We start from the raw sequence: 22990 nt of genomic DNA, 5'->3' as shown, positions 1-22990 counted from the left end.
TGAAAAACTTTAAATTATTCCTTCCTTTTCCAAAATATCCAAGATTTTCAAGAATTCCCCATACTTCCCCTGAGTTACAACTCTCTCTGGTCTGAACGGACAATCACAGTAAGGGTACTCTAAAAAGGCTTGATATGTGCCAATTTCCCTCGCTATCTTAACTATCTCTTCCTTGTCCATACCTAAAAGCGGCCTGTGTACTGGAAAGCGGACGCTCATGGTCTCAAAGTAAAGGTTAGCCAGTGTCTGCGAAGCCACTTGGCCAAGGGAATCCCCCGTAACAATGCCCAGCGCACCTTCTTCCCTCGCTATCTCCGCGGCTCTCCTCAGCATAGCGACCTTGCACAGGACGCATGTCCATTCCAGCATGTTTATCCTGCTGAGGACGGCCACGTAGGGTCTCAGAACTTCAAAGTGGTTCTCCACAATGAGCTCAATGTCTTTTGGGGAGTAATCATTGAGTATCTCAACGGTTTTCTCAACAACATCCTTTGCGTTCTTTCCCTGGTCAAAATGGACCGCTATTATTTCTGCACCCCTCTTCATCATGAGGAATGCGGCAACGGGTGAATCTATGCCCCCGCTGAGCAGAACCACAACCTTCCCCTGCGTGCCAACTGGAAGCCCACCGACTCCTTTAATCTTCTCAAAGAAGACGTAGGCCTTTCCCTTTATAATTTCAATTCCTATCGTGAGCTCGGGGTTTTCCAGATCTACTTTCCAGCCGAATTCTCTCACAATGAACGCCCCTATTTCCCTGTTAACCTCAACGGAAGTCTTGAGGAACGCCTTATCCAGCCGCTGGGTTTCCACCTTAAAGCTTTTCGGATTCAGGCCTTTCAGGGATTCTTTCAGATAGTCCGGCACTTCCTCGTAGTTCATCTCCCTCGCAGGCGAAACCGAAACAACGCCCGGGACTTTTGCAATAATCTCAGCCGCTTCATCGGGGGCTTCAATGAGGATTCGTCCTCTAATCAACCTCGCCTTTGCTTTAATCCCTTTCCTCCCTAAGGCAGCGAGGATGTTCTCTACGAGCTTCCTTTCAAACTCTCTTCTTTTGCCCCTCTTTACTGCTATCTCGCCATAGCGTACCAGTATCATCTCAACCACCCAAATAGCGTGCAAAGAAGTTTTTGGCTTCCTTTTCGTCCTCAGCACCGCGGATTATCATCCTGCCGCTCGTAAATATCAGGATCTCAGCGTAGTCGTCCTCGAACTGGATGAACTGCGACGTCTTGATATACTCAATGCCGAGGGCATCGAGTCTCTTGGCGAGCTCATCAAGGTCTACGCTCATCCTTTCGGGGGGAGTTATTTGAATCGAACCGTCACACATGTGCTCTATCTTCATCTGCTTCTCCAGGAACGTGAAGTTGTGCCTGACGCAGACCTCACAGTCCTCCCTCCTCGGGATCTCCACCTTCTCAAAGTCGAGTGTCTTGGTGTCGAAGAAAATCAGCTCACTCTTCACTTCCTTACCCAGGAGAATCTTAGCCGCTAGAGTGACTGCCAGTGAAGCAGCCAGGGGAGGAACGTAGCTCATAATCCCTGCGACGGCGCACGTTGGCATGGGCCTTGAGGGCAGCTTCGGCATCAAACAGCGGAAGCAGGCAGTCTTTCCTGGAATTATGGGCATCAAGTTGCCGTAAGTCGCCAAGATACCGACGTAAATCCACGGTTTGTTGCTCTTCACCGCGTAGTCGTTTATTACCTGCCTCGTGTAAATGTTGTCCGTTCCGTCTATAATGAGGTCAGCTTCGTCCAGAAGGTGCACCGTTGACGGGTTTAAGTCCTCAAAGTAGTCAATAACGTTCTCAAAGCGCTCCTTCAGGACCTCCACTTTGGGCTTTCCTACATCATCACTCGTATATATCGTCCTCGGAAGGTCGCTCTCGTCCACAAAGTCTCTGTCTACCACTATTATTCTTCCAACGCCCAGTTTGTGAAGGAAGTAGACCTCCCAGCTCCCCAGTGCTCCGGCACCTACAACTGCAACCGTGCTCTCGCCGAGCTTTCTTTGGCCATCCATACCGATTATCGGGAAGTGCCTCGAAAAGTCCATCTTTACATCCACCATGCTCCCACCATTGGAGGCTTCTACGAGGCTCAAAAAAGGCTTTTGAAAACCAAAAGTTCTGGACAGTTCTGGGAAATACCAACTTTGGAAAAGGATATTAAATGGATTCCAGGAAATTCTTGTCGGTGGTGGCATGGAGTTCTTCGAGGTGTTGAGAAAAAGGAGAAGTATAAGGCGCTTTCAGGATAAGAAAGTCCCGGGGGAGCTGGTAGAAAAGCTTCTTGAGGCTGCTTTCCTTTCGCCGAGTTCATACAACAAAAGGCCCTGGCACTTCATAGTCGTTGATGATAAGGAAAAGCTCCGGAAGCTCTCGAAGGCAAAGTTAGGCGCCTCTGGGCTGGCGACGGCACCTTTAGCCATCGTCGTGACGGCGGATGGTGAGAAGAGCGACGTATGGATCGAGGACGCTTCCATAGCGGCCGAGCATATACATCTCGCGGCCGTTGCCCTGGGTCTGGGATCCTTCTGGGTGCAGATTAGGAACAGGATGCACAACGAGGAGAAGAGCGCCGAAGAATACGTGAGGAAGCTCTTGGACATTCCAGAAAACTACCGCGTTCTCTGCATTATTGGTGTTGGCTATCCAGCGGAGAATAAGCCGCCCCACGGCGAAGGGGTCTTCGAGTGGGGGAAGGTCAGCTATAACAGGTTTGGCATGCCATTTGAAAAATGAAAGCATTCCGATTTCCTTTACATTTTGAAAACTGAAAAACTTGGAGACTTTCCACATTAGAAATAGTGAGACCAAAAAGATGTACCTCCGAAACACTTTTGGGTGATAAGATGAAAGCCAAGGTTTGCAAGTTCTGTGCTGGTGATTACCTGGAGAAAATTGTCAGGCTCCTTCAAGAAAAGGGCTACGAAGTCAGTGTTGAGGAATGCATCGGTTTGTGCGCCAAATATGAATGCAGCAACATAAACGTCATAGTTATGGAAAGGGAGATTTCAACAAGGAGTTTTGAAGAATTCATAAAGGCCCTGGAGGGGTAGAGATGGTAAAAGCGCTTGTTATAATCTCCAGTGAGGACGAAAAAGCTTTGGTAGGATTCATGTGGGCTACCAATGCTTTGAAATACAAGTGGGTGGAAGACGTTGAGGTGATACTTTTCGGGCCAATCGAAAGGAAGATCGCAGAGGGGGATAGGAAATTTCTTCAGTGGATTGAGAAGCTGAGGGAGCTGGGAAAGCTTCCCCTTTCGTGCAAAAGGATAGCCGAGGATGGAGGTTTTGCAGTAAAGCTGGAAAAGTACACCAGAGTGGAATACGTGGGGAAGATAATAGCGGACTACCTCGAAAAAGGTTACGTCCCGATGACTTTTTGATGAAAAAAGCTTCAAGAAAAGGTTTTTATCCCGTAAATTTATTATTTTGGGTGATATTTATGAGGAAGTTGCTCCCAATCATATTCATTTTCATGCTCTCGATTGGATTTGCTAAGGCCGGTGAGGTAAAATACGGCGAGCTAACCTTTCACGATGTCTCAACCGTGGAAGAACTGGATAGCCTAATCAAGGCCCACGAAGGCGAGTACTTTTTCATCTTCTACCACTCGGAGAGCTGTCCGGCATGCAACTACATGAAGACGAGCGTTTTCCCGACTGAGAAATCCAAGGAGACCCTTTCGGGATTAAACCTTGTTTCCATCGACGTTTACAAAGCGCGCTCCCTTACAACGCTCAGATACAGGGTTTACGATGACGTTGTGGTCATCCAGCCCGACAACACCGGCTACTACAGACCAAAAACTCCGGGGGAAGAGATAAGTGTCGGCGTTCCGGGGACGCCAACAATGGTGATATTCAAGGTCGAGAACGGCACCAAAATCCTGAAGGGAGTAGCAATCGGTGCGCTCAATCCTAATGGTTTGGAGTTCTTCGTGAAGACCGCGGTGGGGAACGATGAAAAACCCCAAGGAGGGGAACAAACTCAAACCACGGAAACTGCAACGCACCATGCCCAGGAAGACAACACAAACCTCACCCTCGCGGTTCTCCTGCCGATATTCTCGGCTGGAATACTGAGTGTCTTCTCACCCTGCGTCCTGCCCCTCATAGTTGGCACTTTCTCCCTCACTTTCGCGAGGAGGAGCGTGGAGCTGATAATAGCTGGCATGGTGTTATCTTTCGCCATCTTGGGCGCCCTGGCGGGTAGTTTTGGTTCCTACGCGGCCCAGATAAGGGGAGCCCTGTACCTCATAGGCGGCCTCGGCTTCATAGTGATTGGCTTGGGCTTCCTGAGCGAGAGCGTAAGCGCTAAGCTTGAGGGGTTCCTGAGCTTTTCGGCATCGGATAAGGTGGCGTCGAAGAGAGGAAAGCTGTATGACTTCGCCCTCGGCTCGGCCTTAGGGGCCACGTGGCTCGGCTGCATAGCCCCTTACGTTGGCTTTGCCGTCATAACAGCCGCCCTCAGCGGGGACACGCTCAAAGGAATAATCGTGATGGGAACCTACGGCCTTGGCATGGGGCTGACAGTTTACCTGATTACCACCTCGAAGGACCTGGGGGACTGGATAAACAGGAAGTTCCTCTCTGGGAGAATAAGCCTAGGCAAGTCTGGCAAAGCAAAGTGGGAGCGGGCCTTGGGCGTAATCCTTGTGCTCCTCGGCCTGCTTATGCTCACAGAACTCACACCGTTAAAGCTCTGGAGCGCCCTCTTTGAGGGTCTTTCAAAACTCTGAGGAGGTGGAAAAATGTTCAGATACAGGAGAAAGGTTGGGCTGAGCCTTGAGGAAGCCGAAAAGAAGTTTAGGGAGGAGCTCGCAAAGAGGGGCTACAAAGTGATCCTTGATTTCACGCCAAGCGATGTTATCAAGAACAACCTCGGGGTTGAGATGAAGCCCTACAGGATACTCTACGTCTGCAACCCAAAGGTCTTCTACGAGATGACCAAGAAGGAGTACGAAATAGGCTCCTTCGCCCCCTGTCCAGTCCTCCTCTATGAAAAGGATGGAGAAGTTTACTTTGCTATAAACACTGCCGATGACATACTCGACGTCATCAATGAGCCCCTCGAAGTCGTTAAAAGCGTTATTGAGGGCCTTTAACGAAGTCGTCTCCGCCTTTTCTTTTCCTTTTCCTTTTCAGAAAATCAACGTCCAGCGAGCAGGATTTTTAGACTTGCAAAAGAAAATTATATAAATCTAATCCACAAACCTTATGATGTCGAAAGTCGAACTTAATCCGAAGTGATGTGTTATGGTGGAGTTTCAAGAAGACCTTTCTGTGGTTCTAGGTGGAGCTGCAGGGCAGGGCATCCAGACCGTCGAGGAGATTCTGACCAGAACGCTGAAGTTCTCAGGCTACAACGTCTATGCAAACAAGGAGTACATGTCGCGCGTTCGTGGAGGCATAAATACCACGGAGATAAGGGTTTCATCCAAGAGAGTAAGGGCTTTCGTGAAGAAGATAGACATTCTAATTCCTTTCAAGCGCGGTGTTCTACCGTGGGTCAAGGACAGGATATCAGAGAGTACAGTCGTCATCGGCGAGAAGGAAAACGTCGAGGAGGAGTTTCTCGAGAAGATCCACTTCATCGAGGTTCCCCTCACCAAGATGGCGCTCGATGTTGGCAGTCAGCTCTACCTCAACACCATAGCGGCGGGCATTGTCGTTGGCATCTTCCGCGGTGAATTCTCGGCGGTTGAGGAATATCTGAAGGAGCGCTTCGGGAGCAAGGGCGAGAACGTTGTTCAGAGGAACATCGAGGCGGCAAAGAAGGGCTACGAACTCGGCCTCAAGCTCCTCAAGGAAGGTGCCGTAAAGGTGGAAGTCCAAAGGAAAGAAAAGGTCAGGAACGAGATACTCCTCAGCGGAGCCGAGGCTGTGGCTCTGGGTGCCCTCGCCGGGGGTATGAACTTCCTCAGCTTCTATCCGATGAGCCCCTCAACAGGGGTGGCAGTTTTCGCAGCACAGCATGCGGAGGACTTCGAGATAGTGGTGGAGCAGGTCGAGGACGAGATTTCCGCAATCAACATGGCCTTAGGAGCCTGGTACGCCGGAGCGAGGGCTATGGTGACCACCTCCGGTGGCGGATTTGCCCTCATGACCGAGGCGCTCAGCCTGGCTGGAATGGCCGAGAACCCGATAGTCATACACCTCGCCCAGAGGCCTGGACCTGCAACCGGCCTGCCCACAAGAACCATGCAGGGCGACTTAAATCTCGTTCTCCACGCCGGCCACGGGGACTTCCCGAGGATTATCCTCGCCCCGGGCAACATAGAGGAGGCCTTCTACCTGAGCGCCGAGGCATTCAACCTGGCGGACAGGTACCAGGTACCCGTAATAATACTCACCGACCAGTACCTTGTGGATACCTACTACAACCTCCCTGAGCTCGAGCTGGATAAGGTCAAGGTCGAAAAACACATAGTCGAAGCGAAGCCCGGCTATAGGAGGTATGAGCTCACCGAGGACGGAATATCGCCGAGGGCGATCCCAGGTTACGGTGAGGATGTGGTTGTAGCCAACGGAAACGAGCACGATGAGTGGGGCGACATAACAGAGGATGCAGAACTCACAGTCAGAATGCAGGAGAAGAGGGCAATCAGAAAACTCAAGACCATCAGGAAGAACGCACCGCTACCAAGACTCATCGGAGGGGAGGATGCCAAGTACATCATCGTCGCCTGGGGCTCGACGCTCCACATCGTTGAGGAGGCCATAGAGAAGCTCGGTAGGGACGATGTAGCGCTGCTCCACTTCAGCTGGCTCTACCCGCTCAACCCGGAGGCAAAGAAGTTCTTCGAAGGCAAGACCATCATAGCCGTCGAGCTCAACATTACGGGCCAGTTCGCGGAGCTTCTAAGGAAGGAGCTTGGAATTGAGGCTCATCACAGAGTTCTCAAGTACGATGGGAGGCCGTTTTCCGTGGAAGAGATTCTTGGGGCCCTAAAGGAGGTGATAGAATGAACCTTCCAAAGGGCAGGGAAGCCTTTGAGCCCAAGAGACCCGGTAGCAAGGACGTCGCCTGGTGCCCTGGCTGTGGAAACTTCGGTATAAGGAATATCCTCATCTCCGCTCTGGCAGAGCTCGGTCTGAGGCCGAGCCAGGTCGCGATAATCAGCGGAATAGGACAAGCGGCAAAGATGCCCCACTACATAAACGCCAACGGCTACCACACGCTCCACGGAAGGGCGATACCGATAGCGACAGGTGTTAAAGTGGCCAATCCGGAGCTGACTGTCATAGCGGAAGGTGGAGACGGAGACATGTACGCCGAGGGCGGAAACCACCTGATGCATGCGATAAGAAGGAACCCCGACATAACGGTGCTCATTCACGACAACCAGGTATACGGCCTCACAAAGGGTCAGGCTTCCCCCACCACAATGAAGGGTATGAAGACACCCACTCAGCCATGGGGTGTCTTTGAAGAACCATTCAATCCCGTTGCCCTTGCCATAGCTCTCGATGCTTCCTTCGTTGCGAGAACCTTCATGGGGTATTTCAGGGAGAGCGTCGAGATAATAAAGAAGGCGATAGAGCACAAAGGTTTGTCCATAGTCGATATCTTCCACCCCTGTGTCAGCTTCAATAAGGTGAACACCTACGCCTGGTACAAGGAGCACACCTACTGGATGGACGACCATGACCCATACGACAGAGAAGCGGCCTTTAAGCGCGCGATTGAAACCGATCCGCTCCCACTTGGCGTGTTCTACATCAACGAGAAGCCCACGTTTGAAGAGCTCGTTCCTGCCTACAAGAGCGACAAAACGCCGCTGTGGAAGAGGGAGCCAAAGGTCGAAGAGATAAGAAAGATTCTAGATATCAAAAGGAGGCTCTGAAATGGTAAAAGTTGGAGACATTGCACCTGATTTTATTTTGAAAGACCAGAACGGGGAAGAGTTCAGGCTGAGCGACTTCAGGGGGAGGCGGGTTCTGCTCTCTTTCCATCCCTTAGCATGGACGAACATCTGTGAAAGGCAGATGAAGACCCTAGAGGAGCATTACGATGAGCTTGAGGAGCTTAACGTTGTTCCTGTGGGAATAAGCGTTGATTCAGTCCCAACAAAAAAGGCATGGGCAGATCACATGGGCCTTAAAAAGCTCAGAATACTGGCGGACTTCTGGCCCCATGGGGAAGTTGCACGTAAGTACGGCCTCTTCAGAGAGAAGGATGGCATCTCTGAAAGGGCGAACGTGATAATAGACGAAAACGGCAGGGTGGCTTTTGTGAAGGTCTATCCCCTCGGAGAGCTTCCGAACTTAAACGAGATACTGGCAGTCCTGAAGGGATGAGTTAATAACCCTGGAAAGAGAACTCAAGGTGGTGATCGCAATGCCCAAGGTCTGGACTGAAAAAATACTGGATGACCCCGAGCTTTACCTTATAAGGATTGATGACGACAGGATCAAGTACTTCGAGGCCACCTGGGACATCCCAGAGGGCATAACCTACAACGCTTACCTCATGAAGCTCGAAGATGCCGTTGTTCTCTTTGACATAACCAAAAAAGAGTATACAGAGGAATTCATGGAGGCCCTCAAGAGCATCGTTAACCCCAAAGAGATAACACACATCATCATCCATCACACCGAACCGGATCACAGCGGGGCCCTTCCGGCAGTTCTTGAGGCTAACGGGTACAGGGCCCAGCTCATAGGTACGAGCTTTGCGAAGCGCTTCCTTGAGGGGTTTTACGGAGAAAAGGTCGTCGAGAACTTCTACACAATCAAGGACGGCGAGGAGATGAACATCGGCGGAAAAACCTTCCGCTTCATAACCGTCCCGTGGCTCCACTGGCCGGACACAATGATAACCTATGTCGTTGAGAATAAGCTCATTTTCAGCTGCGACGCCGGTGGAGGCTACTCCATTCCCCCAGTCATTGACGACAGCGACGAAAAGGTTATCGAGGAATATCTCCCCTACGTCACCAAGTACATAGTCACCGTCATAGGCCACTACCACAAGTACATAGTCCAGAACATAAAGAAGCTCAAGGAGCTCGGCATAGTGCAGGAGGCAAGGATGATACTCCCAGGACACGGACTGATATGGCGCAAGAATCCCATGAGGATATTTGAGCACTACGAGGCTGTCGGTGCTGGGAAAGTAAAGAAGGGCAAGGTTCTCGTCATCTACGACTCGATGTACGGCTTCGTCGAGAGAAGGATGGAGATTGTTTTGGACGAGCTTAGGAAGCACGGCCTCAACCCGGTTGTCTACAAGTTCACGGACAAAGAAGCACCTGCAGTTAGCGATATACTCGGCGATGTCCCAGACAGCGAGGCGCTCATAATAGGAGCATCCACCTATGAGGCCGAGATACACCCACGCATACGCTACGCTCTCTACGAGATACTCGACAAGGCCAACTATGAGAAGCCCGTTTTAATAGTCGGCGCCTTCGGCTGGGCGGGCGTTGCTGGAAAGAAGATAGAGACCATGATAACCCGCAGCAAGTTCGATCACGTGGACACAGTTGAATCGCGCGGATGGCCAACTCCAGAGGATGAGGAGAGGCTTAGAGAAGGCGTCAGAAAGCTCGTCAGGTGGATTTCTTGATCTTTTCATTATTTGGCCTCACTTACGTAGGTTTAAATACTTCAAACACAAATGTTACACACAGGTGATGTTAATGGATGAGATTCTTGACAAACTTGTTAAGCTCCCCCTAAGGGAGATAATTGGCTACGCTATAGCCTCAGAAGACGATACCAAGGCTTTTTATGAGAGTCTCGCCTCCAGAACAGGGGGGCTGCTCAGAGACTTCTTTCAGACCCTCGCTAAATCAGAGGACTCTCACAAGAAGACCCTCCTAAGACTGCACGAAACGCTCTTTGGGGATACTGACTACACCGTTCCCGAAGGGATACCCTTCGCCGAAGCTTCGATCAGAGTCGACACTGTCGTTAACCTCGTGGAGGCTATGAGAATTGCCCTAATCAATGAAAAATCTGCAGAGAGGCTATACACCCACCTAGAAAAACGCCTCCCAGAGCACAGGGCCATATTCGGATTTCTGGCGGCGCAGGAGAGAGCCCACTACGCGTCCATAAAATCTCACGTTGAATATCTCGAGGGCTTCACGGAGGGCAAGCCAGAATACGTCAACGCTCCCATCGAGCACCTTAACACCCAGCTCGAACTTTACCTGGCGCCCCACACACGGTCGTGAGGTGACAGCGTGAGGGTTGTAATAGTCGGCGATGGGCCTGGAGGAGTTGAACTTGCCAAGAGACTCTCTGGGGACTTTGAAGTAACAATAGTGGACAAAGAAGAGCTCCCTTACTACTCAAAGCCGATGCTGAGCCACTACATAGCAGGATTTGCGGATGAAAAGGCTCTTTTTCCATATTCAGTCGAATGGTACGAGCGGAAGGGAATAGACCTCAGATTAGGCGTTGAAGCCAAGGCCATAGACAGAGCGAGGAATGTTCTCGTGACGAGCAAGGGGGAAATTCCCTATGACGTCCTCGTTCTTGCGACTGGCGCGAGGGCAAGAGAGCCTTCTATACCCGGGAAGGAGCACATCCTGACCCTAAGAACCTTTGACGACGCCAAGATGATAAAGGAAAGGCTTGAGGAAGAGGGAGAGATCACGGTCATCGGCGGCGGCTTCATAGGGCTTGAGCTGGCCGGGAATGTGGCCAAGGCCGGCTATTCTGTCAAGCTCATCCACAGGAGCAAGAATCTCCTCAGACTGGACGAGGAGCTGAGCGAAAAGCTCCAGGAAAAGCTGGAAGAGGTCGGAGTTGAGTTCCACCTCGAGGCCAACCTCCTGAAGGCCGATAAGAACGGTGTGGAGACCGATAAGGGGTACATCCCCGGGAGGCTTAAGGTCTGCGCCTTCGGGGTAGTTCCCAACAAGGAGCTAGCTTTGAGGAGCGGAATCCACGCTGGGCGTGGAATATTTATAGATACAGGGTTCAGAACCTCCGCGAAGGACGTCTACGCAATAGGTGACTGCGCCGAGTACAGCGGGACGATATGCGGGACTGCCAAAGCCGCTGTGGAGCACGCAAAGATCCTCGCAAACCTGCTCAGGGAGCAGGATAACCACTACGACTTCTCCTTCTGCTCGGCGCTCTTTAAGTTCGCCGACTTAAACGTTGCTTTGATTGGAAGAACAAGGGGAGAAGGCAGGTGGTTTGATGAAAAAACGAAAGTTTTCTACAAAGATGAAAAGCCCATTGGGGCAGTTGTGCTCGGAGACGTAAGGAGAGCCATGGAGGTCGAAAAAGCAATCAAAGAAGGACTGTCTATTGACTGAAGTGATAAAGCGTACAAACTCAAGGTTTAGAAAATCGTTATATACCCCACCACCCAACTATTAATGCAGAACCTCTGTTGGTGATAGTATGGTTGTGGAAAGGAAAATGACTCGGAAGTTTCTGGAGGAGGCCTTCGCTGGCGAAAGCATGGCCCACATGAAGTACCTTATCTTCGCCGAGCAGGCGGAGAAGGAGGGCTATCCTAACATAGCCAAGCTCTTCAGGGCAATAGCCTATGCCGAGTTTGTCCATGCCAAGAACCACTTCATAGCCCTCGGAAAGCTGGGCAAGACCCCCGAGAACCTGCAAGAGGCTATAAATGGGGAGACCTACGAGGTTGAGGAGATGTACCCTGTCTTTAAGAACGCGGCCGAGTTCCAAGGCGAAAAGGATGCCGTCAGAACAACTCACTACGCCCTCGAGGCAGAAAAGATACATGCTGATTTCTACACAAAGGCAAAAGAGAGGGTCGAGAAGTGGGAGGACCTCGAGATAAAAAAGGTCTACATCTGTCCCGTTTGCGGCTACACCGCCGTCGATGAAATCCCCGAGAAGTGCCCAGTGTGCGGTGTTCCTGGGAATAAGTTTGTGGTCTTCGAGTGATTTCTTTGTTTTTCTTAATGAACAAGTTTGAAACGCAAACCTTATAAGGCCTGACTAACAACATTAGAGTGAGGTAATGGAAATGGCAAAGTGGAAATGTATAGTTTGTGGATACATCTATGATGAGGATGAAGGCGATCCGGACACCGGAATCGAGCCGGGAATCAAGTTTGAAGACCTTCCCGAAGACTGGGTCTGCCCGCTCTGCGGCGCCCCCAAGGACATGTTTGAAAAGATAGAGTGAGGTGGTGAAAGTGCTTAGCGGAACCATAAAGAGTGGTGACTGGAAGGGAGAGAAGCACGTGCCCGTTATAGAGTACGAGAAGGAGGGTGACCTCATCAAAGTTGAGGTCAGCGTCGGAAAGGAGATACCACACCCGAACACCCCAGAGCACCACATCGCCTGGATCGAGCTTTACTTCCACCCTGAGGACGGCAACTTCCCGATTCTTGTCGGCAGGGTTGCCTTCACCAACCACAGCGACCCGCTTACCGAGCCGAAGGCTATCTTCTTCTTCAGGACCCAGAAGAAGGGCAAACTCTACGCCCTGAGCTACTGCAACATCCATGGCCTCTGGGAGAACGAGGTCGAGCTTGAGTGAAAGCTCAGGCCCCAACCCCCTCTTCTTTTTAATCGTAGGAATGGCTTCAGAGAAAACCCTCATCTTGGTGTCTTGTTGATAGTGCTCTTTTTGTGGACAAAGTATCTGCTGGATGATATGGTAGCACTCCAGAAAGCAGTGATAGTTGCTCTCTATGTCGTACCGATAGTTCTTTGGGTGAAGATAGCCTTCCCCATCTACACATCAATATCGGCAGAGTATTCTACTATGGGCAGAACTGGCCAGGAAGGCTTTTAACACGACATGAGGAATCCCTATCGGTGAGAAAAATGAAGGTCTACATGCCCAACCGCGAATGGCCAGAACACTATAAGACTGTTCTCAATGAGCTCAGAAAGATAACTGACCCAGTTACTGGAGGGGATATCCTTGACTCGGGAGTAATAGCTGGCCTAGAGGTCAAGGATGATACTCTGAAAATCTGGCTCAACTTCGAGAGCCACGCCGAGTACAATATAACTGGCCAGTCTGCGATAGCCTACTCCAAGATAATCGGTGACATCATCGAACGCTTTGCCCTCGTCAAGTTTGACAACGTCTACGTCTACGACCTCAAGAACAACCCCGTTGGTGTTTTTGAGAACAAGAAAGGCTATACAATCGAAGATTTGAGCTCAGAGAAGGTCTGAGCTATGGGGCTCTTTAATCTCCTAAGGTCGGGGAAAAAACCAAAATCAGGACCGCGTAAGGATCTGCCCCCAGAGGTTCAGAGGGTAGTCAAGATTCTAAAAAAAGTTCAGGATCCAGAAACCGGAGTTAACATCGTGGACGAAGGGCTGGTTTATGGCCTGACGGTTGAAGGAGATAGGATTGATGTTTTCCTCCTCATGGCCCGCTCCACCCCAGAATGTCACGCCTGCCAGATGCTGGCGATAAACGTCCAGAACAGGATTCTCAGAGACATCGTTACAGTTTTGAAAGAGGAAGGCTTTAATAAAATAAGAGTTTACAATGAACTTGGACTGTTGCTTGCGGAGGGATGATTTATGATTCCACCTGAACTTGACGAGGGGCTTCCCCTCGAAAGGATTAGGGATTTCTCCCTTGAGGAGCTCCTTGGAATGGCCATAAAGGCCGAGATAGGTGCAAGGGAGTTCTACACAAGTCTTGCCGAAAGGATGGAGATACAGGCTTTAAAGGAGAAAATTGAGTGGCTCGCAGAAGAGGAAAAGAAGCATGAGGAACTCCTGAGGAGGATTTACGCTAATATGTTCCCTGGAGAAGATGTCATCTTCCCGGAGGAGCACATAGGGCCAGAGCTCCAGCCAGTCGCGAGAAAGCTTCACAGCGTTGAGGACATAATAGACCTTATCCGTTGGGCCATGAAAGCCGAAGAGATAGCAGCCAACTTCTACGCTGAGCTCGAGAACATAATGGGAACGGAAGACAAGAGGAGACTCATGCGCTACCTCAGCGACATGGAGAAGGGGCACTACTACACGCTCAAGGCCGAGTACGAGCTCCTCCTTGACTGGGCAATGTACAGCCAGATGATGAACCTCGGACCGTAAGTCCCTCTACCATTTTCTTTCCAGGATGTTGGTTCCTCAAAGAGAGAAAAAGTTCAAAGCTCTACTTTTATCCCGGTCTCTCCCTCAACCTCCTCAAATCCCCTTTTCATCCACTCCTTCAGCTCAGGGTCGAGCTTGAGGAGCAGAGCCAAGAACTCGCCCACGTGTTCCTTCTCCTCGTTTGCAACATCGAGGAAGGTGTGTTTTACCGCCTCGTCATCAATCAGCTCGGCAAACTGCTCGTAGAAGTTTATAGCGTCGAGCTCAGCTATGACCGCCCAGCGGAGAGCCTGGATGATTTCCTTCTTTGACAGCTTTTCTTTGTCTATGGAAATGGGGTTCAAACCCAGCATGGAATCACCGTCCATAGATCATCCCTGAAGGTTATAACGCTTCCTCAGTCAACCTCGAGGCTGAAATCCAGGTAGTCCATCCAGATGCCAGTTTTCATAACGGAGTCATACTGGGCTTTAAGCAACTCATAGTGGGACTTCTCGACCTTTGCGAGCTCTTCAAAAATACGCCTGACACCCTCATGCTCGGCCTCCTTTGCCGCCCGCTCGTAGAACTCCCATGTCAGCTTTTCCTGCTCCATTCCAATCCTTACCGCATCGACTTCACTGAGGTTTTTTTCGTCCACGTTAACCAAGAGCTTTTCGAGAGTTTTCCTGTCCACCGAGGGCAGCTCGCACTTCTCTATCAAGGCCTCGACGAACTTCTCCTCAAACAGGCTCCAGTGCCCAGCCTCCTCGTGGGCCAAAAATAAGAACATCCTCCTTGCCCTATCATCCTTGGCCTTTTTGGCCAGCTCTAGGTAGAACTTCAGCTCGGTCTTCTCGACTTCCAAAGCCAAAGCTAAAGTCTCAATCTCCTTCATGATACCACCAAAGAGTTTTATTGAGCTTCTGGCTAATAACCTTTGGTGATCGAAAGTGAGGATTGAAATGGTTGAAATTCCCATCAGGCTAAAAGATGAGCTGGTAAAGTTCGTCTTCAGGGTTTACAGGGGCACTAATGGGGCTTATCCGGCGCTTGAATGGGTCGAAAACAAGCCGAGTATTGACGATTTCGAGGGCTTCAGGAAGGTTTACGAGCCTTTCCTTGAGTTCCGCCTTGAGAAAGAGTTCGACGAGCTATACGTTCTGAAGGAAGATGGAAAGATAATAGGCACCCTCGCCCTCGTCTGCAACCTGGATGGAAAGGACGTCTGGTGGGTGCCAGAGGAGATTAAGAGCGAGAGAACAGGCCTCATAGAGTTCTTCATGGTTGATCCTGCCTACAAAGGTAAAGGCTACGGCTCAAAGCTCCTAGAGTTCGCCATAACTCGCCTGGCCGAGCTCAGAAAAGATGCCTACGTGATAACCTTCCCGAACCTTGAGGCCTACGGCTACTATCTCAGGAAGGGTTTTGAGAAGGTGATGGACTACAGGGAGTTCGTGGTGCTGAAATATAAAGGTCAGAGAACATAGTTGTAGAGCCCGAGGAGTATCTGGAGCATAAGCAGGAGTACCGCTATCATCGCCAAGAACTTGTGCTGTTCCCTCGTTATTTTTCTCCCCAGGAAAGCCCTTCCGCTTAGAGCTGTGAGGAGAACATAGACGTAGACAAAAAGTCCTAACCTGCTGTGTGTTGATGGAACCCAACCGATTGTGTAGAGCATATATGATATCCCGACCGTCAGGAGTCCCACTGCAGTGTAAACGAACGAGTGGTGCATCTTCGGATTGTGGCTCTTTGCGTAGTAAATTCCTATCAGAAAGCTTAGAAGGGCAAGAGTCTGGATGATAGCATGTATCTGGAAGTGCTCCATCTTCTCCACCCCAAAAAGGAAAATCAGCCGTCAAGGGTCAGCTCGCCGCTGCCTCGAGCTATATTGTGTTTTGTTGTAAAGTCGTCGGCGTCGGCCATCGCGAAGATGAATTTAATTTTCTGCCCGGGCATAAAGACCTTATCGTACTGATCCCCAGTGTTGAGCTTTCTCCTGAATTCTATTACAGTATAGCCATTCTCTTCACTTCCAGCGTACTCAACTATATCGCTGTTCCCTCCGAGCTTTTCATCCGGCGGATGGGGGCCGTAAGTGCCCGTGGAGTAGGCGTCGATAACGACCGTCTGATCATCTTGAACCCAACCGAAGACCATGTCGGCATCCTTCATGGCACTACTTGGCTCAAAGCCTATCGCTATCCAGCCGGTGGTCTGTCCCATTAGGGCCATGTATAAATAAGTATCATCATTCCTCCAGTATATGACCAGCTTCCCGCCCGCCAGATAGAGTTTGTGGGCGTACTCGTTTTCACCGATAATACCATCCGCGTTCCATTCACCGAGAGGGATACCTGAAGTCAAGGTTGTTGGTTGTGAAGTGGAAGAGGGATGAGTTTGCGTACCGCTTCCATTGATGCACGCACTTAAGAAAACTAGGGACATCAAACTCAAAGCCAACAAAACTTTATGCATTTGATTCACCCAATTAAATGCCTACGCTTTATCCTATATATCCTTATCTTCGACTCCTCATCACAGAGCAGTGAAAAATGCTCCAATGCCCATCATTGTCTAAGAACCCTTTTATACGTTCACCACGTGAGGATCTCCAAAGGGTAAATCTTCTAAATCGATTGTCATGATGTCATGAAGTAAAGAAATTTCTGCCATCCTCAGCTCTCTAGTGAAGTTCGGCTTTGGAATTCCCCTCATCCCCAATCCTACACGGGATAGCTCCTAACAAAGAAAATCAGGGACAAACAGCTTGAGGTCCTAATAGAATACAACGTCATGGCTTTTCTAATCTATGTTGCCTAATAGCACTGAACGGAGAGTTCAGAGGGTAAAAAGGAGAAGCTCAGAAATTGAAGTTGATGTCCTTTATCAGTTGGTCGTAAAACTCCTCCTTGTAGATGTCAGGATAGCGAGTTATGTACTCGTATTGCTTTCTGAGAATGTTGTAGTGGTTCCTCTCCATGTCGGCAAGCATCTCGAGGATAATCTTGGTCTTCTCGGTGGCAGCGTAGCTGGCGAGCTTCTTGTAGAGCTTCTCGCTGACGAGCTCGGCCTGCATAGCTATCTCATAAATCTCGTCTATGTTAACATCGGGCTTCTTGATAGCTTCGGCCATCTTCTCGGCTATGACCTTGAACTCGGCCATGACGTCAATTTCTATCTTTTTTGGCTCAGTCCTCTCGCCCTCGAACTTCTCGGCCATCTTTTCGATTATCTCACGGTGCTTGTCTTCCTCCCTCGCCAGGAAGAGAAGTTCATCCTTTATTATGTCGCTTTTAACTATAGAAGCGAGCTTTTCGTAGGCTTCCTTGGCTCTTATCTCAGAGTTTACAGCAATTTCAAAAACCTCTTTGTCAGTCACTTCCATTACCTATCACCGTACTTATAGTTGTTACAAGAGCATATTAACATTTCGAAAGGTATCCGATGTTGTCATTTTGAGACATTCATATCAAATTTGCCATAAGATAATTCTGCGAATTGACATAATTTTCGCATATTACTGACATTTTGACAAAAAATTTTCGGATAATCTTTTAAATCTCCTCCACAAACACTTCATCCACTGCGGAGGGATCAAAATGGGGATCAGAGAACTGTCCAAAAACTTGAGGACTATATGCTCCCGGCTGAACTACTTCAGCGTATCCGCTTTTCTGGTGAGCTACTGCCATCATCATTGACTGTTCTGGGACATTTAACCAAGTTAGGATCTATTTAGCAGGGGATGTTCTCATTCAAAAGCTCTTGGAGGGGTTATTGTGAAGAAGGATTTGCTTTCCGAATCAGAGAGGTTAGCGGATATTACAAAATATCTAAGGCGAACATTTGAGCTGTGGGGCTACAGGGAAGTGTTCCTGCCAACGATAGAGGAATTCAGCGAGGAGCTGAGGAAAGGGACAAAGTTCGTCTACGACAATGAGTTCTACGTAATAAAACCCGATTTAACCTCCCAGATACTTGCAAACCTCAAGGAGCCAAGGAGGCTCAAGCTATACTACATCAGCGAAGTGTTGGACGGAGGGATTAGAGGGAAGTGGCAGGCTGGAGTTGAGTTCATCGGCGGAGAAGACATCAAAATGCAGGTTGAGGTTCTTTTAACTGTTATAACTTCCCTCGAGGCGCTCGGCATTGAGGACTTTTACATCGACGTCGGCAGCCTGAAAGTCTGGGAAAATGCCGTTGAAGGCGTTGAAGAATTTAGGGCGGAGATCTTCAGAGCCCTAACAAGGAGAAACTTCGAAATTATTGAGAGACTGCCCATAAGTGAAGAAAAAAAGGAGGAGCTCTGGCAGCTGTTCAACTTCAGAGGAAAGAGCTGTGGATATGAAAAGCTCAACAAAATCATCGATGCCCTTGACGACAGGAGGGTCTTCATAGATTTCGGCACGATAAGGCCCCTGCCCTACTACAGTGACGTGATCTTTGAGGTCTATTCCCCAAAGATTGGCAAGCCCTTGGGTGGCGGAGGCGAGTATATATTTAAGGGTAAAAAAGCCTTTGGATTCGCTTTTGACTTAAATGCACTCTCAAAGCTCTTTAACGGAAAAATAGAGAAGAACAGGAAGAGAATTCAGGGGGAGCTAAAGGAAACGTACAAGCTTGCAAAGGAGCTTGTTAAGCTTGGTATTCCAGTGGAGGTGGAATAATGAGGTTTGTTCTGCCCAAAGGAAGATTGTTCAAAGGTTCGCTTGAAATCCTCAAAAAAGCAGGCATTGAGCTCAAACCACCAGAGACTAGGGAACTGATAGTGAGAAACGGCAGGTATGAGCTTCTCCTTGCGAGGGCTTTTGATGTGCCAGTGTATGTAGAGCACGGCATAGATGTCGGCATAGCCGGAAGCGATGTCGTGGAGGAAAGGGGAAGCGACGTCCTCGTTCCTCTTGAGCTGCCTTTTGGGAAGTGCCGCTTGAGCCTAGCGATGCCCAAAGAGAGTGTAGTCAGCGTTGAAGAGATGGACGGGTTCAGGATAGCCACCAAATATCCAAACCTTGCGAGGAAGTTTTTCGAGAGGAATGGAGTTGAAGTTGAAGTGATAAAGCTCCACGGGAGCATTGAGCTCGCTCCAAAAATCGGGATTGTGGATGCCATCGTTGACATAGTCGAGACTGGAAACACGTTGAGGGCTAACGGCTTAGTTGAGGTAGAGAAGATTATGGATGTTTCGGCTCTGCTTTTGGTGAACAGAATCTCCCAGAAGACGAAGTTTGACGAAATTAACGAACTCGTTTTAAAAATTAAGGAGGTTGTTAGAGATGGATTTTGAGCTGGAAAGCTACGTGGCTGGAATTTTGAGGGATATAAGGGAGAGGGGCATCGAAGCGGTGAAGGAATACTCAAAGAAGTTCGACGGCTACGAGGGCGAATTCCTGGTAAGCGAGGAGGAGTTCGAAGAAGCTGAGAGGCTGATTCCAGAAAAAGACAAGGAGATCATCAAGCGTACAATAGAGAGAATCCGCTTTTACCACGAGAAGCAGCTTGAAAACGATAAGCTCTACATAAGGAACGCCTCGCTTTACGGCATAATCTACAAGCCAATTAGGAGGATAGGAATCTACGTCCCGGGAGGAAAGCCTCTGCCCTCGACGCTCATGATGGTCGGGGTTCCGGCAAAAATAGCGGGCGTTAAGGAGATAGCGGTTACAATACCACCCAAAAATGGCAAAGTTAACCCCTACGTCCTCTACGTGGCAAAGCTCCTCGGCATTAAAGAGGTCTACAAGCTCGGCGGGATTCAGGCGATTGGAGCAATGGCTTACGGTATTGGAATGAAGAAAGTAGACAAGATCTTTGGTCCGGGCAACAAGTTCGTGAACGAGGCAAAGAGGCAGGTTTTCGGCGTTGTGGGAATTGACAGCTTGGCTGGACCGTCGGAGATAGCAGTTATAGCCGATGAGAGCGCGAACAAAGAATACGTCCTCTACGACTTACTCTCCCAGCTTGAGCACGGAAAGGACAGCAAGGCCTGGCTCCTGACGACTTCAAGAGAGCTGGCAGAGTACTGCATCAGGGACGGGATCGAGGTCGTTCTCTGTAAGAGCCTTGAGGAATGCGCCGAAAAGGCTAACGAGATAGCTCCGGAGCACTTGGAAATAATCACCGAGAACCCAATGGGACTGGTTGACCTCATAGACAACGCGGGAGCGATATACCTCGGGGAGTACACGCCAGTGCCAGCGGCTGACTACTTCCTCGGCGTCAACCACGTCCTTCCGACAGGAGGAGCAGCGAAGTTCAGCGGAGTTTTAACAGTTATGGACTTCATGAAGAGGATTAGCTTAGCCTACGTCAGCAGAGAGGAGTTCTTGGCGGAGAGATATCTAGGAATTCGCCTGGCTGAAATTGAAGGACTTGAGATGCACAAAAGGAGCATGGAGGTTAGAAGATGAGGCGCAAAACGAAAGAGACCGACATAACTGTGGAGATTGGCGTTGAGGGAGGCATAGAGACGGGAGACAGAGTGTTCGACCACCTCCTCACCGCTTTATTCTTTTACATGGAGCAGAATGTCAGCATCAGGGCGAGCTACGATTTGAGGCACCACCTATGGGAAGACCTGGGTATAGTCCTCGGAGAGGAGCTTAGGGAGAAAATTCGGGGCAAAAAGATAGCGCGCTTCGGAAATGCCGTAATGCCTATGGACGATGCATTGGTTCTGGTCGCTGTGGACATATCGAGGCCCTACCTCAACCTTGAACTTGACGTGAAGGAGAGCGAAGAGGGCTTCGAGGTTACGCTCGTCAGGGAGTTCCTCTGGGCGCTGGCGAGGACGCTGAATGCAACAATCCACGTGAAGCAGCTGGCTGGAATAAACGCCCACCACATAATCGAAGCGACCTTTAAGGGACTCGGCATTGCTTTAAAACAGGCCTTGAGAGAGAGTGAGCGTTTGGAGAGCACAAAGGGGGTGCTGTAGTGATTGCAATAGTTGATCTTGACATAGGCAACTTGGCCAACGTGAGGAAAGCCCTCGGAGGAGTAATTACGAGCGACCCCTATGAAATAGAAAAAGCCGAGAAAATAGTCCTGCCCGGGGTTGGAAACTTTGGAGCTGTGATGGAGAAGCTTGAGCCTTTGAGGGGAGTTATCTTGGATGCTATAAACGACGGGAAGCCGTTCCTTGGGATATGCCTTGGACTTCAATTGCTGTTTGAGTGGAGTGAAGAAAGCAAGGGTAAAGGCTTAGGTGTCTTCGAGGGTAACGTTGTGAGGTTCAGAGGCGTCAGAACGCCGCACATAGGCTGGAACCAGGTGTGGCAGAAAAAAGAATGCGAGCTCTTTGAGGGCATAAAGGACGGAGCTTACTTCTACTTTGTCCACTCCTACTACGCCCAGCCAGCGGACGAGGGCATAATCGCCGGAGTTACCGATTATAAGTCCAAGGGGAACGAGGTCGTCTTTACCTCGGCAGTCTGCAGGGACAACGTCTTCGCGGTGCAGTTCCACCCTGAAAAGTCGAGCAGAAACGGGTTGAGACTTTTAGCAAACTTCAGGAGGCTGTGAGATGAGAATTTATCCAGCCATTGACCTCATGGGCGGAAAAGCCGTGCGCCTCTACAAGGGGCAGAAGGAGAAAGTGAAGGTCTACGGCGATCCTGTGGAGATAGCAAGCAGATTTGCGGAGTTCGTTGATAAAATCCACGTCGTGGACTTAGACGGAGCTTTCACAGGGAAGCCACAGAACCTTGACGTTGTGAAGGAGATAATAGAGGAAACAGGGCTTAAAGTCCAGGTCGGAGGGGGCTTCCGCTCCTATGAGAGCGTAGCAAAAGCATACGAAATCGGCGCCGAGAACGTCATAATCGGCACGAAGGCCTTTGACCTCGAGTTTCTGGAGAGGATAACGGACAACTTCGACGGGATAACTGTCAGCCTCGATGCGAGGGGCGGGAAAATAGCGGTTAAGGGATGGCTCGAGGAGAGCTCGCTTAAGGTCGGGGAAGCCTACGAGATGCTCAGGGAGTACGTGGACAGGTTCATCTACACCTCAATCGAGAGGGACGGCACGCTGACGGGTATAGAAAGTATAGAGCGGTTTTGGAAGGATGAGGAGTTCATCTACGCTGGGGGAGTTTCGAGCGTGGATGATGTGCTCAAGCTGAGGGGGGTCGGCTTCTCTGGAGCCATAGTCGGGAAAGCCCTTTACGAGAGTGAAGTCAGCCTGAAAGAGCTTCTGGAGGTTCTAGAATGTTAGCCAAGAGGATTATAGCTGCTCTTGACATAAAAGAGGGGAGAGTTGTCAAGGGAATAAAGTTCCAGAACATCAGAGACGCTGGCGACCCAATAGAGCTCGCCAGGAGATACGAGGAAGAAGGGATAGATGAGATCGTCTTCCTCGACATCACAGCATCGTTTGAGAAGAGGAAAATCCTGCTCGACCTCGTTAAACGGATAGCGGAGGAAATATACGTCCCCTTCACTGTCGGAGGTGGGATAAAGAGCGTTGAGGAGATAAGAGAGATAATCAAAAGCGGCGCGGATAAAGTTTTTCTCAACACTGCCGCAGTGAACAACCCTGAGCTCGTGAGGGAAGCAGCAAAGGTTGTCGGCTCTGCGAATTTAGTGATAGCGATTGATGCAAAGTGGAACGGGAAGTACTGGGAGGTTTACACCCATGGGGGAAGAAAGGCGAGGGGGATTAACGCAGTAGAGTGGGCCAAGGAAGTCGAGAGGCTCGGTGCCGGCGAGATACTGCTCACAAGCATGGACACTGATGGGACCCAGGAGGGCTTTGACATTCCCTTAACCAAAGCTATCGTTGAAGCAGTTGATATTCCAGTCATAGCCTCCGGCGGCGCTGGAAGTCCAGAGCACTTCTACGAAGCTTTCAAGATTGGAACAGAGGCTGCTTTGGCAGCTTCAATCTTCCACTACGGGAAATACACAGTCAGGGAGCTGAAGGAGTATTTGGTTGGAAAGGGCATACCCGTGAGGCTGGACTACTGAGGTGGTAGC

Annotated in this window: 34 protein-coding genes; 26 read left to right on the top strand and 8 right to left on the bottom strand. The window is 49.9% G+C overall.

Annotated features, from left to right (window positions below; translation table 11 throughout):
* Window positions 1-9: 9 nt before the first annotated feature.
* Window positions 10-1101 carry a tRNA uracil 4-sulfurtransferase ThiI gene (thiI, locus tag E3E32_RS01680; RefSeq protein WP_167729916.1) on the bottom strand — a complete coding sequence of 364 codons (1092 nt, stop codon included), beginning with the start codon at window positions 1099-1101 and terminating at the stop codon, window positions 10-12.
* 1 nt (window position 1102) lies between these two features.
* The gene (locus E3E32_RS01675; protein ID WP_167729915.1) at window positions 1103-2077 is read right to left on the bottom strand and encodes a ThiF family adenylyltransferase; all 975 of its coding nucleotides are present in this window, start codon (window positions 2075-2077) and stop codon (window positions 1103-1105) included.
* A 133-nt stretch (window positions 2078-2210) separates the two neighbouring features.
* Here E3E32_RS01675 and E3E32_RS01670 point away from each other — a divergent pair, with 133 nt between their 5' ends.
* The 18 genes from E3E32_RS01670 to E3E32_RS01585 all read left to right on the top strand — a co-directional run bounded on the left by E3E32_RS01670 (window position 2211) and on the right by E3E32_RS01585 (window position 14032).
* Window positions 2211-2750: a nitroreductase family protein gene (locus E3E32_RS01670; protein ID WP_167729914.1), complete on the top strand. Its 540-nt coding sequence runs from the start codon at window positions 2211-2213 to the stop codon at window positions 2748-2750.
* Between the two features lie 110 nt (window positions 2751-2860).
* On the top strand, window positions 2861-3067 hold the full coding sequence (locus E3E32_RS01665) for a hypothetical protein (RefSeq protein WP_167729913.1): 207 nt from the start codon (window positions 2861-2863) through the stop codon (window positions 3065-3067).
* 2 nt (window positions 3068-3069) lie between these two features.
* Window positions 3070-3399: a hypothetical protein gene (locus E3E32_RS01660; protein ID WP_167729912.1), complete on the top strand. Its 330-nt coding sequence runs from the start codon at window positions 3070-3072 to the stop codon at window positions 3397-3399.
* Between the two features lie 59 nt (window positions 3400-3458).
* A complete protein-coding gene (locus E3E32_RS01655; RefSeq protein ID WP_167729911.1) occupies window positions 3459-4754 on the top strand; it encodes a cytochrome c biogenesis protein CcdA in 1296 nt (431 codons plus the stop codon).
* A 12-nt stretch (window positions 4755-4766) separates the two neighbouring features.
* Complete coding sequence (locus E3E32_RS01650) at window positions 4767-5120, top strand: DUF302 domain-containing protein (protein WP_167729910.1); 354 nt, start codon at window positions 4767-4769, stop codon at window positions 5118-5120.
* 151 nt (window positions 5121-5271) lie between these two features.
* Window positions 5272-6984: a 2-oxoacid:acceptor oxidoreductase subunit alpha gene (locus tag E3E32_RS01645; RefSeq protein WP_167729909.1), complete on the top strand. Its 1713-nt coding sequence runs from the start codon at window positions 5272-5274 to the stop codon at window positions 6982-6984.
* Window positions 6981-7862, top strand: coding sequence for a thiamine pyrophosphate-dependent enzyme (locus E3E32_RS01640; RefSeq protein ID WP_167729908.1), 882 nt, complete (start codon window positions 6981-6983; stop codon window positions 7860-7862). The genes E3E32_RS01645 and E3E32_RS01640 overlap by 4 nt, the downstream gene beginning before the upstream one ends.
* Before the next feature lies 1 nt (window position 7863).
* Window positions 7864-8316, top strand: coding sequence for a peroxiredoxin (locus E3E32_RS01635; RefSeq protein ID WP_167729907.1), 453 nt, complete (start codon window positions 7864-7866; stop codon window positions 8314-8316).
* A gap of 40 nt (window positions 8317-8356) precedes the next feature.
* The gene (locus E3E32_RS01630; RefSeq protein WP_167730879.1) at window positions 8357-9586 is read left to right on the top strand and encodes an FprA family A-type flavoprotein; all 1230 of its coding nucleotides are present in this window, start codon (window positions 8357-8359) and stop codon (window positions 9584-9586) included.
* 67 nt (window positions 9587-9653) lie between these two features.
* Window positions 9654-10199, top strand: coding sequence for a ferritin family protein (locus E3E32_RS01625; protein ID WP_370456345.1), 546 nt, complete (start codon window positions 9654-9656; stop codon window positions 10197-10199).
* Between the two features lie 9 nt (window positions 10200-10208).
* Entirely contained in the window at window positions 10209-11294 is a 1086-nt protein-coding gene (locus tag E3E32_RS01620) for an FAD-dependent oxidoreductase (protein ID WP_167729905.1), read from the top strand.
* A gap of 88 nt (window positions 11295-11382) precedes the next feature.
* Complete coding sequence (locus tag E3E32_RS01615; RefSeq protein WP_167729904.1) at window positions 11383-11898, top strand: rubrerythrin family protein; 516 nt, start codon at window positions 11383-11385, stop codon at window positions 11896-11898.
* 82 nt (window positions 11899-11980) lie between these two features.
* Entirely contained in the window at window positions 11981-12142 is a 162-nt protein-coding gene (gene rd / locus E3E32_RS01610) for a rubredoxin (RefSeq protein WP_167730878.1), read from the top strand.
* Window positions 12143-12152: 10 nt separating this feature from the next.
* Window positions 12153-12500, top strand: coding sequence for a class II SORL domain-containing protein (locus E3E32_RS01605; protein WP_012571828.1), 348 nt, complete (start codon window positions 12153-12155; stop codon window positions 12498-12500).
* Window positions 12501-12575: 75 nt separating this feature from the next.
* Window positions 12576-12758: a hypothetical protein gene (locus tag E3E32_RS01600; RefSeq protein ID WP_167711884.1), complete on the top strand. Its 183-nt coding sequence runs from the start codon at window positions 12576-12578 to the stop codon at window positions 12756-12758.
* 32 nt (window positions 12759-12790) lie between these two features.
* Window positions 12791-13150, top strand: coding sequence for an iron-sulfur cluster assembly protein (locus E3E32_RS01595; protein WP_167730877.1), 360 nt, complete (start codon window positions 12791-12793; stop codon window positions 13148-13150).
* A gap of 3 nt (window positions 13151-13153) precedes the next feature.
* Window positions 13154-13504 (top strand): iron-sulfur cluster assembly protein, encoded by a 351-nt coding sequence (locus E3E32_RS01590; RefSeq protein WP_167729903.1) that lies wholly within the window; start codon window positions 13154-13156, stop codon window positions 13502-13504.
* Window positions 13505-13507: 3 nt separating this feature from the next.
* Window positions 13508-14032 carry a ferritin family protein gene (locus tag E3E32_RS01585; protein ID WP_167729902.1) on the top strand — a complete coding sequence of 175 codons (525 nt, stop codon included), beginning with the start codon at window positions 13508-13510 and terminating at the stop codon, window positions 14030-14032.
* Between the two features lie 53 nt (window positions 14033-14085).
* Here E3E32_RS01585 and E3E32_RS01580 read toward each other — a convergent pair whose 3' ends face one another.
* On the bottom strand, window positions 14086-14400 hold the full coding sequence (locus tag E3E32_RS01580; protein WP_206205186.1) for a ferritin family protein: 315 nt from the start codon (window positions 14398-14400) through the stop codon (window positions 14086-14088).
* Window positions 14401-14429: 29 nt separating this feature from the next.
* Window positions 14430-14909, bottom strand: a complete 480-nt coding sequence (locus E3E32_RS01575) for a ferritin family protein (protein ID WP_167729901.1) — start codon at window positions 14907-14909, stop codon at window positions 14430-14432.
* Window positions 14910-14976: 67 nt separating this feature from the next.
* Here E3E32_RS01575 and E3E32_RS01570 point away from each other — a divergent pair, with 67 nt between their 5' ends.
* Window positions 14977-15501 (top strand): GNAT family N-acetyltransferase, encoded by a 525-nt coding sequence (locus E3E32_RS01570; RefSeq protein WP_206205223.1) that lies wholly within the window; start codon window positions 14977-14979, stop codon window positions 15499-15501.
* On the opposite strand, the gene E3E32_RS01565 is transcribed toward E3E32_RS01570, so the two are convergent.
* The 4 genes from E3E32_RS01565 to E3E32_RS01555 form a co-directional block, all read right to left on the bottom strand.
* On the bottom strand, window positions 15489-15842 hold the full coding sequence (locus E3E32_RS01565; RefSeq protein WP_167729899.1) for a hypothetical protein: 354 nt from the start codon (window positions 15840-15842) through the stop codon (window positions 15489-15491). The genes E3E32_RS01570 and E3E32_RS01565 overlap by 13 nt on opposite strands.
* A 23-nt stretch (window positions 15843-15865) precedes the next feature.
* A complete protein-coding gene (locus E3E32_RS10165; RefSeq protein WP_255453208.1) occupies window positions 15866-16462 on the bottom strand; it encodes a DOMON domain-containing protein in 597 nt (198 codons plus the stop codon).
* A 141-nt stretch (window positions 16463-16603) separates the two neighbouring features.
* Window positions 16604-16732 carry a hypothetical protein gene (locus E3E32_RS10160; protein ID WP_255453201.1) on the bottom strand — a complete coding sequence of 43 codons (129 nt, stop codon included), beginning with the start codon at window positions 16730-16732 and terminating at the stop codon, window positions 16604-16606.
* A gap of 145 nt (window positions 16733-16877) precedes the next feature.
* Window positions 16878-17402, bottom strand: coding sequence for a ferritin family protein (locus E3E32_RS01555; protein WP_167729897.1), 525 nt, complete (start codon window positions 17400-17402; stop codon window positions 16878-16880).
* A 394-nt stretch (window positions 17403-17796) separates the two neighbouring features.
* On the opposite strand from E3E32_RS01555, the gene E3E32_RS01550 reads away from it, so the two are divergent.
* From E3E32_RS01550 to hisF, 7 genes are read left to right on the top strand one after another with little or no spacing between them, the layout of a single operon-like run.
* Window positions 17797-18684 (top strand): ATP phosphoribosyltransferase regulatory subunit, encoded by an 888-nt coding sequence (locus E3E32_RS01550; RefSeq protein ID WP_167729896.1) that lies wholly within the window; start codon window positions 17797-17799, stop codon window positions 18682-18684.
* Window positions 18684-19301, top strand: a complete 618-nt coding sequence (gene hisG, locus E3E32_RS01545; RefSeq protein WP_167729895.1) for an ATP phosphoribosyltransferase — start codon at window positions 18684-18686, stop codon at window positions 19299-19301. Before E3E32_RS01550 ends, hisG begins: the two co-directional genes overlap by 1 nt.
* Window positions 19291-20424 carry a histidinol dehydrogenase gene (gene hisD / locus E3E32_RS01540; protein WP_167729894.1) on the top strand — a complete coding sequence of 378 codons (1134 nt, stop codon included), beginning with the start codon at window positions 19291-19293 and terminating at the stop codon, window positions 20422-20424. The genes hisG and hisD overlap by 11 nt, the downstream gene beginning before the upstream one ends.
* A complete protein-coding gene (gene hisB, locus E3E32_RS01535) occupies window positions 20421-20951 on the top strand; it encodes an imidazoleglycerol-phosphate dehydratase HisB (protein WP_167729893.1) in 531 nt (176 codons plus the stop codon). The genes hisD and hisB overlap by 4 nt, the downstream gene beginning before the upstream one ends.
* Window positions 20951-21538: an imidazole glycerol phosphate synthase subunit HisH gene (gene hisH, locus E3E32_RS01530; RefSeq protein ID WP_167729892.1), complete on the top strand. Its 588-nt coding sequence runs from the start codon at window positions 20951-20953 to the stop codon at window positions 21536-21538. The genes hisB and hisH overlap by 1 nt, the downstream gene beginning before the upstream one ends.
* Before the next feature lies 1 nt (window position 21539).
* On the top strand, window positions 21540-22229 hold the full coding sequence (gene hisA, locus E3E32_RS01525; RefSeq protein ID WP_167729891.1) for a 1-(5-phosphoribosyl)-5-((5-phosphoribosylamino)methylideneamino)imidazole-4-carboxamide isomerase: 690 nt from the start codon (window positions 21540-21542) through the stop codon (window positions 22227-22229).
* Entirely contained in the window at window positions 22223-22981 is a 759-nt protein-coding gene (hisF, locus tag E3E32_RS01520) for an imidazole glycerol phosphate synthase subunit HisF (protein WP_167729890.1), read from the top strand. Before hisA ends, hisF begins: the two co-directional genes overlap by 7 nt.
* The last annotated feature ends 9 nt before the right edge of the window (window positions 22982-22990 follow it).

Origin of the sequence: Thermococcus sp. GR6 (genome assembly GCF_012027415.1) — an archaeon.
Classification (GTDB): Archaea; Methanobacteriota_B; Thermococci; order Thermococcales; family Thermococcaceae; genus Thermococcus; species Thermococcus onnurineus.
This window is presented reverse-complemented; position numbering and strand designations above follow the sequence as displayed.

What these genes read in the sequence shown, in the direction of transcription:
- thiI (WP_167729916.1), bottom strand. Translation starts at nt 1,101, where the DNA reads ATGATACTGGTACGCTATGGCGAGATAGCAGTAAAGAGGGGCAAAAGA.
- E3E32_RS01675 (WP_167729915.1), bottom strand. Translation starts at nt 2,077, where the DNA reads ATGGTGGATGTAAAGATGGACTTTTCGAGGCACTTCCCGATAATCGGT.
- E3E32_RS01670 (WP_167729914.1), top strand. Translation starts at nt 2,211, where the DNA reads ATGGAGTTCTTCGAGGTGTTGAGAAAAAGGAGAAGTATAAGGCGCTTT.
- E3E32_RS01665 (WP_167729913.1), top strand. Translation starts at nt 2,861, where the DNA reads ATGAAAGCCAAGGTTTGCAAGTTCTGTGCTGGTGATTACCTGGAGAAA.
- E3E32_RS01660 (WP_167729912.1), top strand. Translation starts at nt 3,070, where the DNA reads ATGGTAAAAGCGCTTGTTATAATCTCCAGTGAGGACGAAAAAGCTTTG.
- E3E32_RS01655 (WP_167729911.1), top strand. Translation starts at nt 3,459, where the DNA reads ATGAGGAAGTTGCTCCCAATCATATTCATTTTCATGCTCTCGATTGGA.
- E3E32_RS01650 (WP_167729910.1), top strand. Translation starts at nt 4,767, where the DNA reads ATGTTCAGATACAGGAGAAAGGTTGGGCTGAGCCTTGAGGAAGCCGAA.
- E3E32_RS01645 (WP_167729909.1), top strand. Translation starts at nt 5,272, where the DNA reads ATGGTGGAGTTTCAAGAAGACCTTTCTGTGGTTCTAGGTGGAGCTGCA.
- E3E32_RS01640 (WP_167729908.1), top strand. Translation starts at nt 6,981, where the DNA reads ATGAACCTTCCAAAGGGCAGGGAAGCCTTTGAGCCCAAGAGACCCGGT.
- E3E32_RS01635 (WP_167729907.1), top strand. Translation starts at nt 7,864, where the DNA reads ATGGTAAAAGTTGGAGACATTGCACCTGATTTTATTTTGAAAGACCAG.
- E3E32_RS01630 (WP_167730879.1), top strand. Translation starts at nt 8,357, where the DNA reads ATGCCCAAGGTCTGGACTGAAAAAATACTGGATGACCCCGAGCTTTAC.
- E3E32_RS01625 (WP_370456345.1), top strand. Translation starts at nt 9,654, where the DNA reads ATGTTAATGGATGAGATTCTTGACAAACTTGTTAAGCTCCCCCTAAGG.
- E3E32_RS01615 (WP_167729904.1), top strand. Translation starts at nt 11,383, where the DNA reads ATGGTTGTGGAAAGGAAAATGACTCGGAAGTTTCTGGAGGAGGCCTTC.
- rd (WP_167730878.1), top strand. Translation starts at nt 11,981, where the DNA reads ATGGCAAAGTGGAAATGTATAGTTTGTGGATACATCTATGATGAGGAT.
- E3E32_RS01595 (WP_167730877.1), top strand. Translation starts at nt 12,791, where the DNA reads ATGAAGGTCTACATGCCCAACCGCGAATGGCCAGAACACTATAAGACT.
- E3E32_RS01590 (WP_167729903.1), top strand. Translation starts at nt 13,154, where the DNA reads ATGGGGCTCTTTAATCTCCTAAGGTCGGGGAAAAAACCAAAATCAGGA.
- E3E32_RS01585 (WP_167729902.1), top strand. Translation starts at nt 13,508, where the DNA reads ATGATTCCACCTGAACTTGACGAGGGGCTTCCCCTCGAAAGGATTAGG.
- E3E32_RS01580 (WP_206205186.1), bottom strand. Translation starts at nt 14,400, where the DNA reads ATGGACGGTGATTCCATGCTGGGTTTGAACCCCATTTCCATAGACAAA.
- E3E32_RS01575 (WP_167729901.1), bottom strand. Translation starts at nt 14,909, where the DNA reads ATGAAGGAGATTGAGACTTTAGCTTTGGCTTTGGAAGTCGAGAAGACC.
- E3E32_RS01570 (WP_206205223.1), top strand. Translation starts at nt 14,977, where the DNA reads ATGGTTGAAATTCCCATCAGGCTAAAAGATGAGCTGGTAAAGTTCGTC.
- E3E32_RS01565 (WP_167729899.1), bottom strand. Translation starts at nt 15,842, where the DNA reads ATGGAGCACTTCCAGATACATGCTATCATCCAGACTCTTGCCCTTCTA.
- E3E32_RS10165 (WP_255453208.1), bottom strand. Translation starts at nt 16,462, where the DNA reads ATGTCCCTAGTTTTCTTAAGTGCGTGCATCAATGGAAGCGGTACGCAA.
- E3E32_RS10160 (WP_255453201.1), bottom strand. Translation starts at nt 16,732, where the DNA reads ATGAGGGGAATTCCAAAGCCGAACTTCACTAGAGAGCTGAGGATGGCA.
- E3E32_RS01555 (WP_167729897.1), bottom strand. Translation starts at nt 17,402, where the DNA reads ATGGAAGTGACTGACAAAGAGGTTTTTGAAATTGCTGTAAACTCTGAG.
- hisG (WP_167729895.1), top strand. Translation starts at nt 18,684, where the DNA reads ATGAGGTTTGTTCTGCCCAAAGGAAGATTGTTCAAAGGTTCGCTTGAA.
- hisD (WP_167729894.1), top strand. Translation starts at nt 19,291, where the DNA reads ATGGATTTTGAGCTGGAAAGCTACGTGGCTGGAATTTTGAGGGATATA.
- hisB (WP_167729893.1), top strand. Translation starts at nt 20,421, where the DNA reads ATGAGGCGCAAAACGAAAGAGACCGACATAACTGTGGAGATTGGCGTT.
- hisA (WP_167729891.1), top strand. Translation starts at nt 21,540, where the DNA reads ATGAGAATTTATCCAGCCATTGACCTCATGGGCGGAAAAGCCGTGCGC.
- hisF (WP_167729890.1), top strand. Translation starts at nt 22,223, where the DNA reads ATGTTAGCCAAGAGGATTATAGCTGCTCTTGACATAAAAGAGGGGAGA.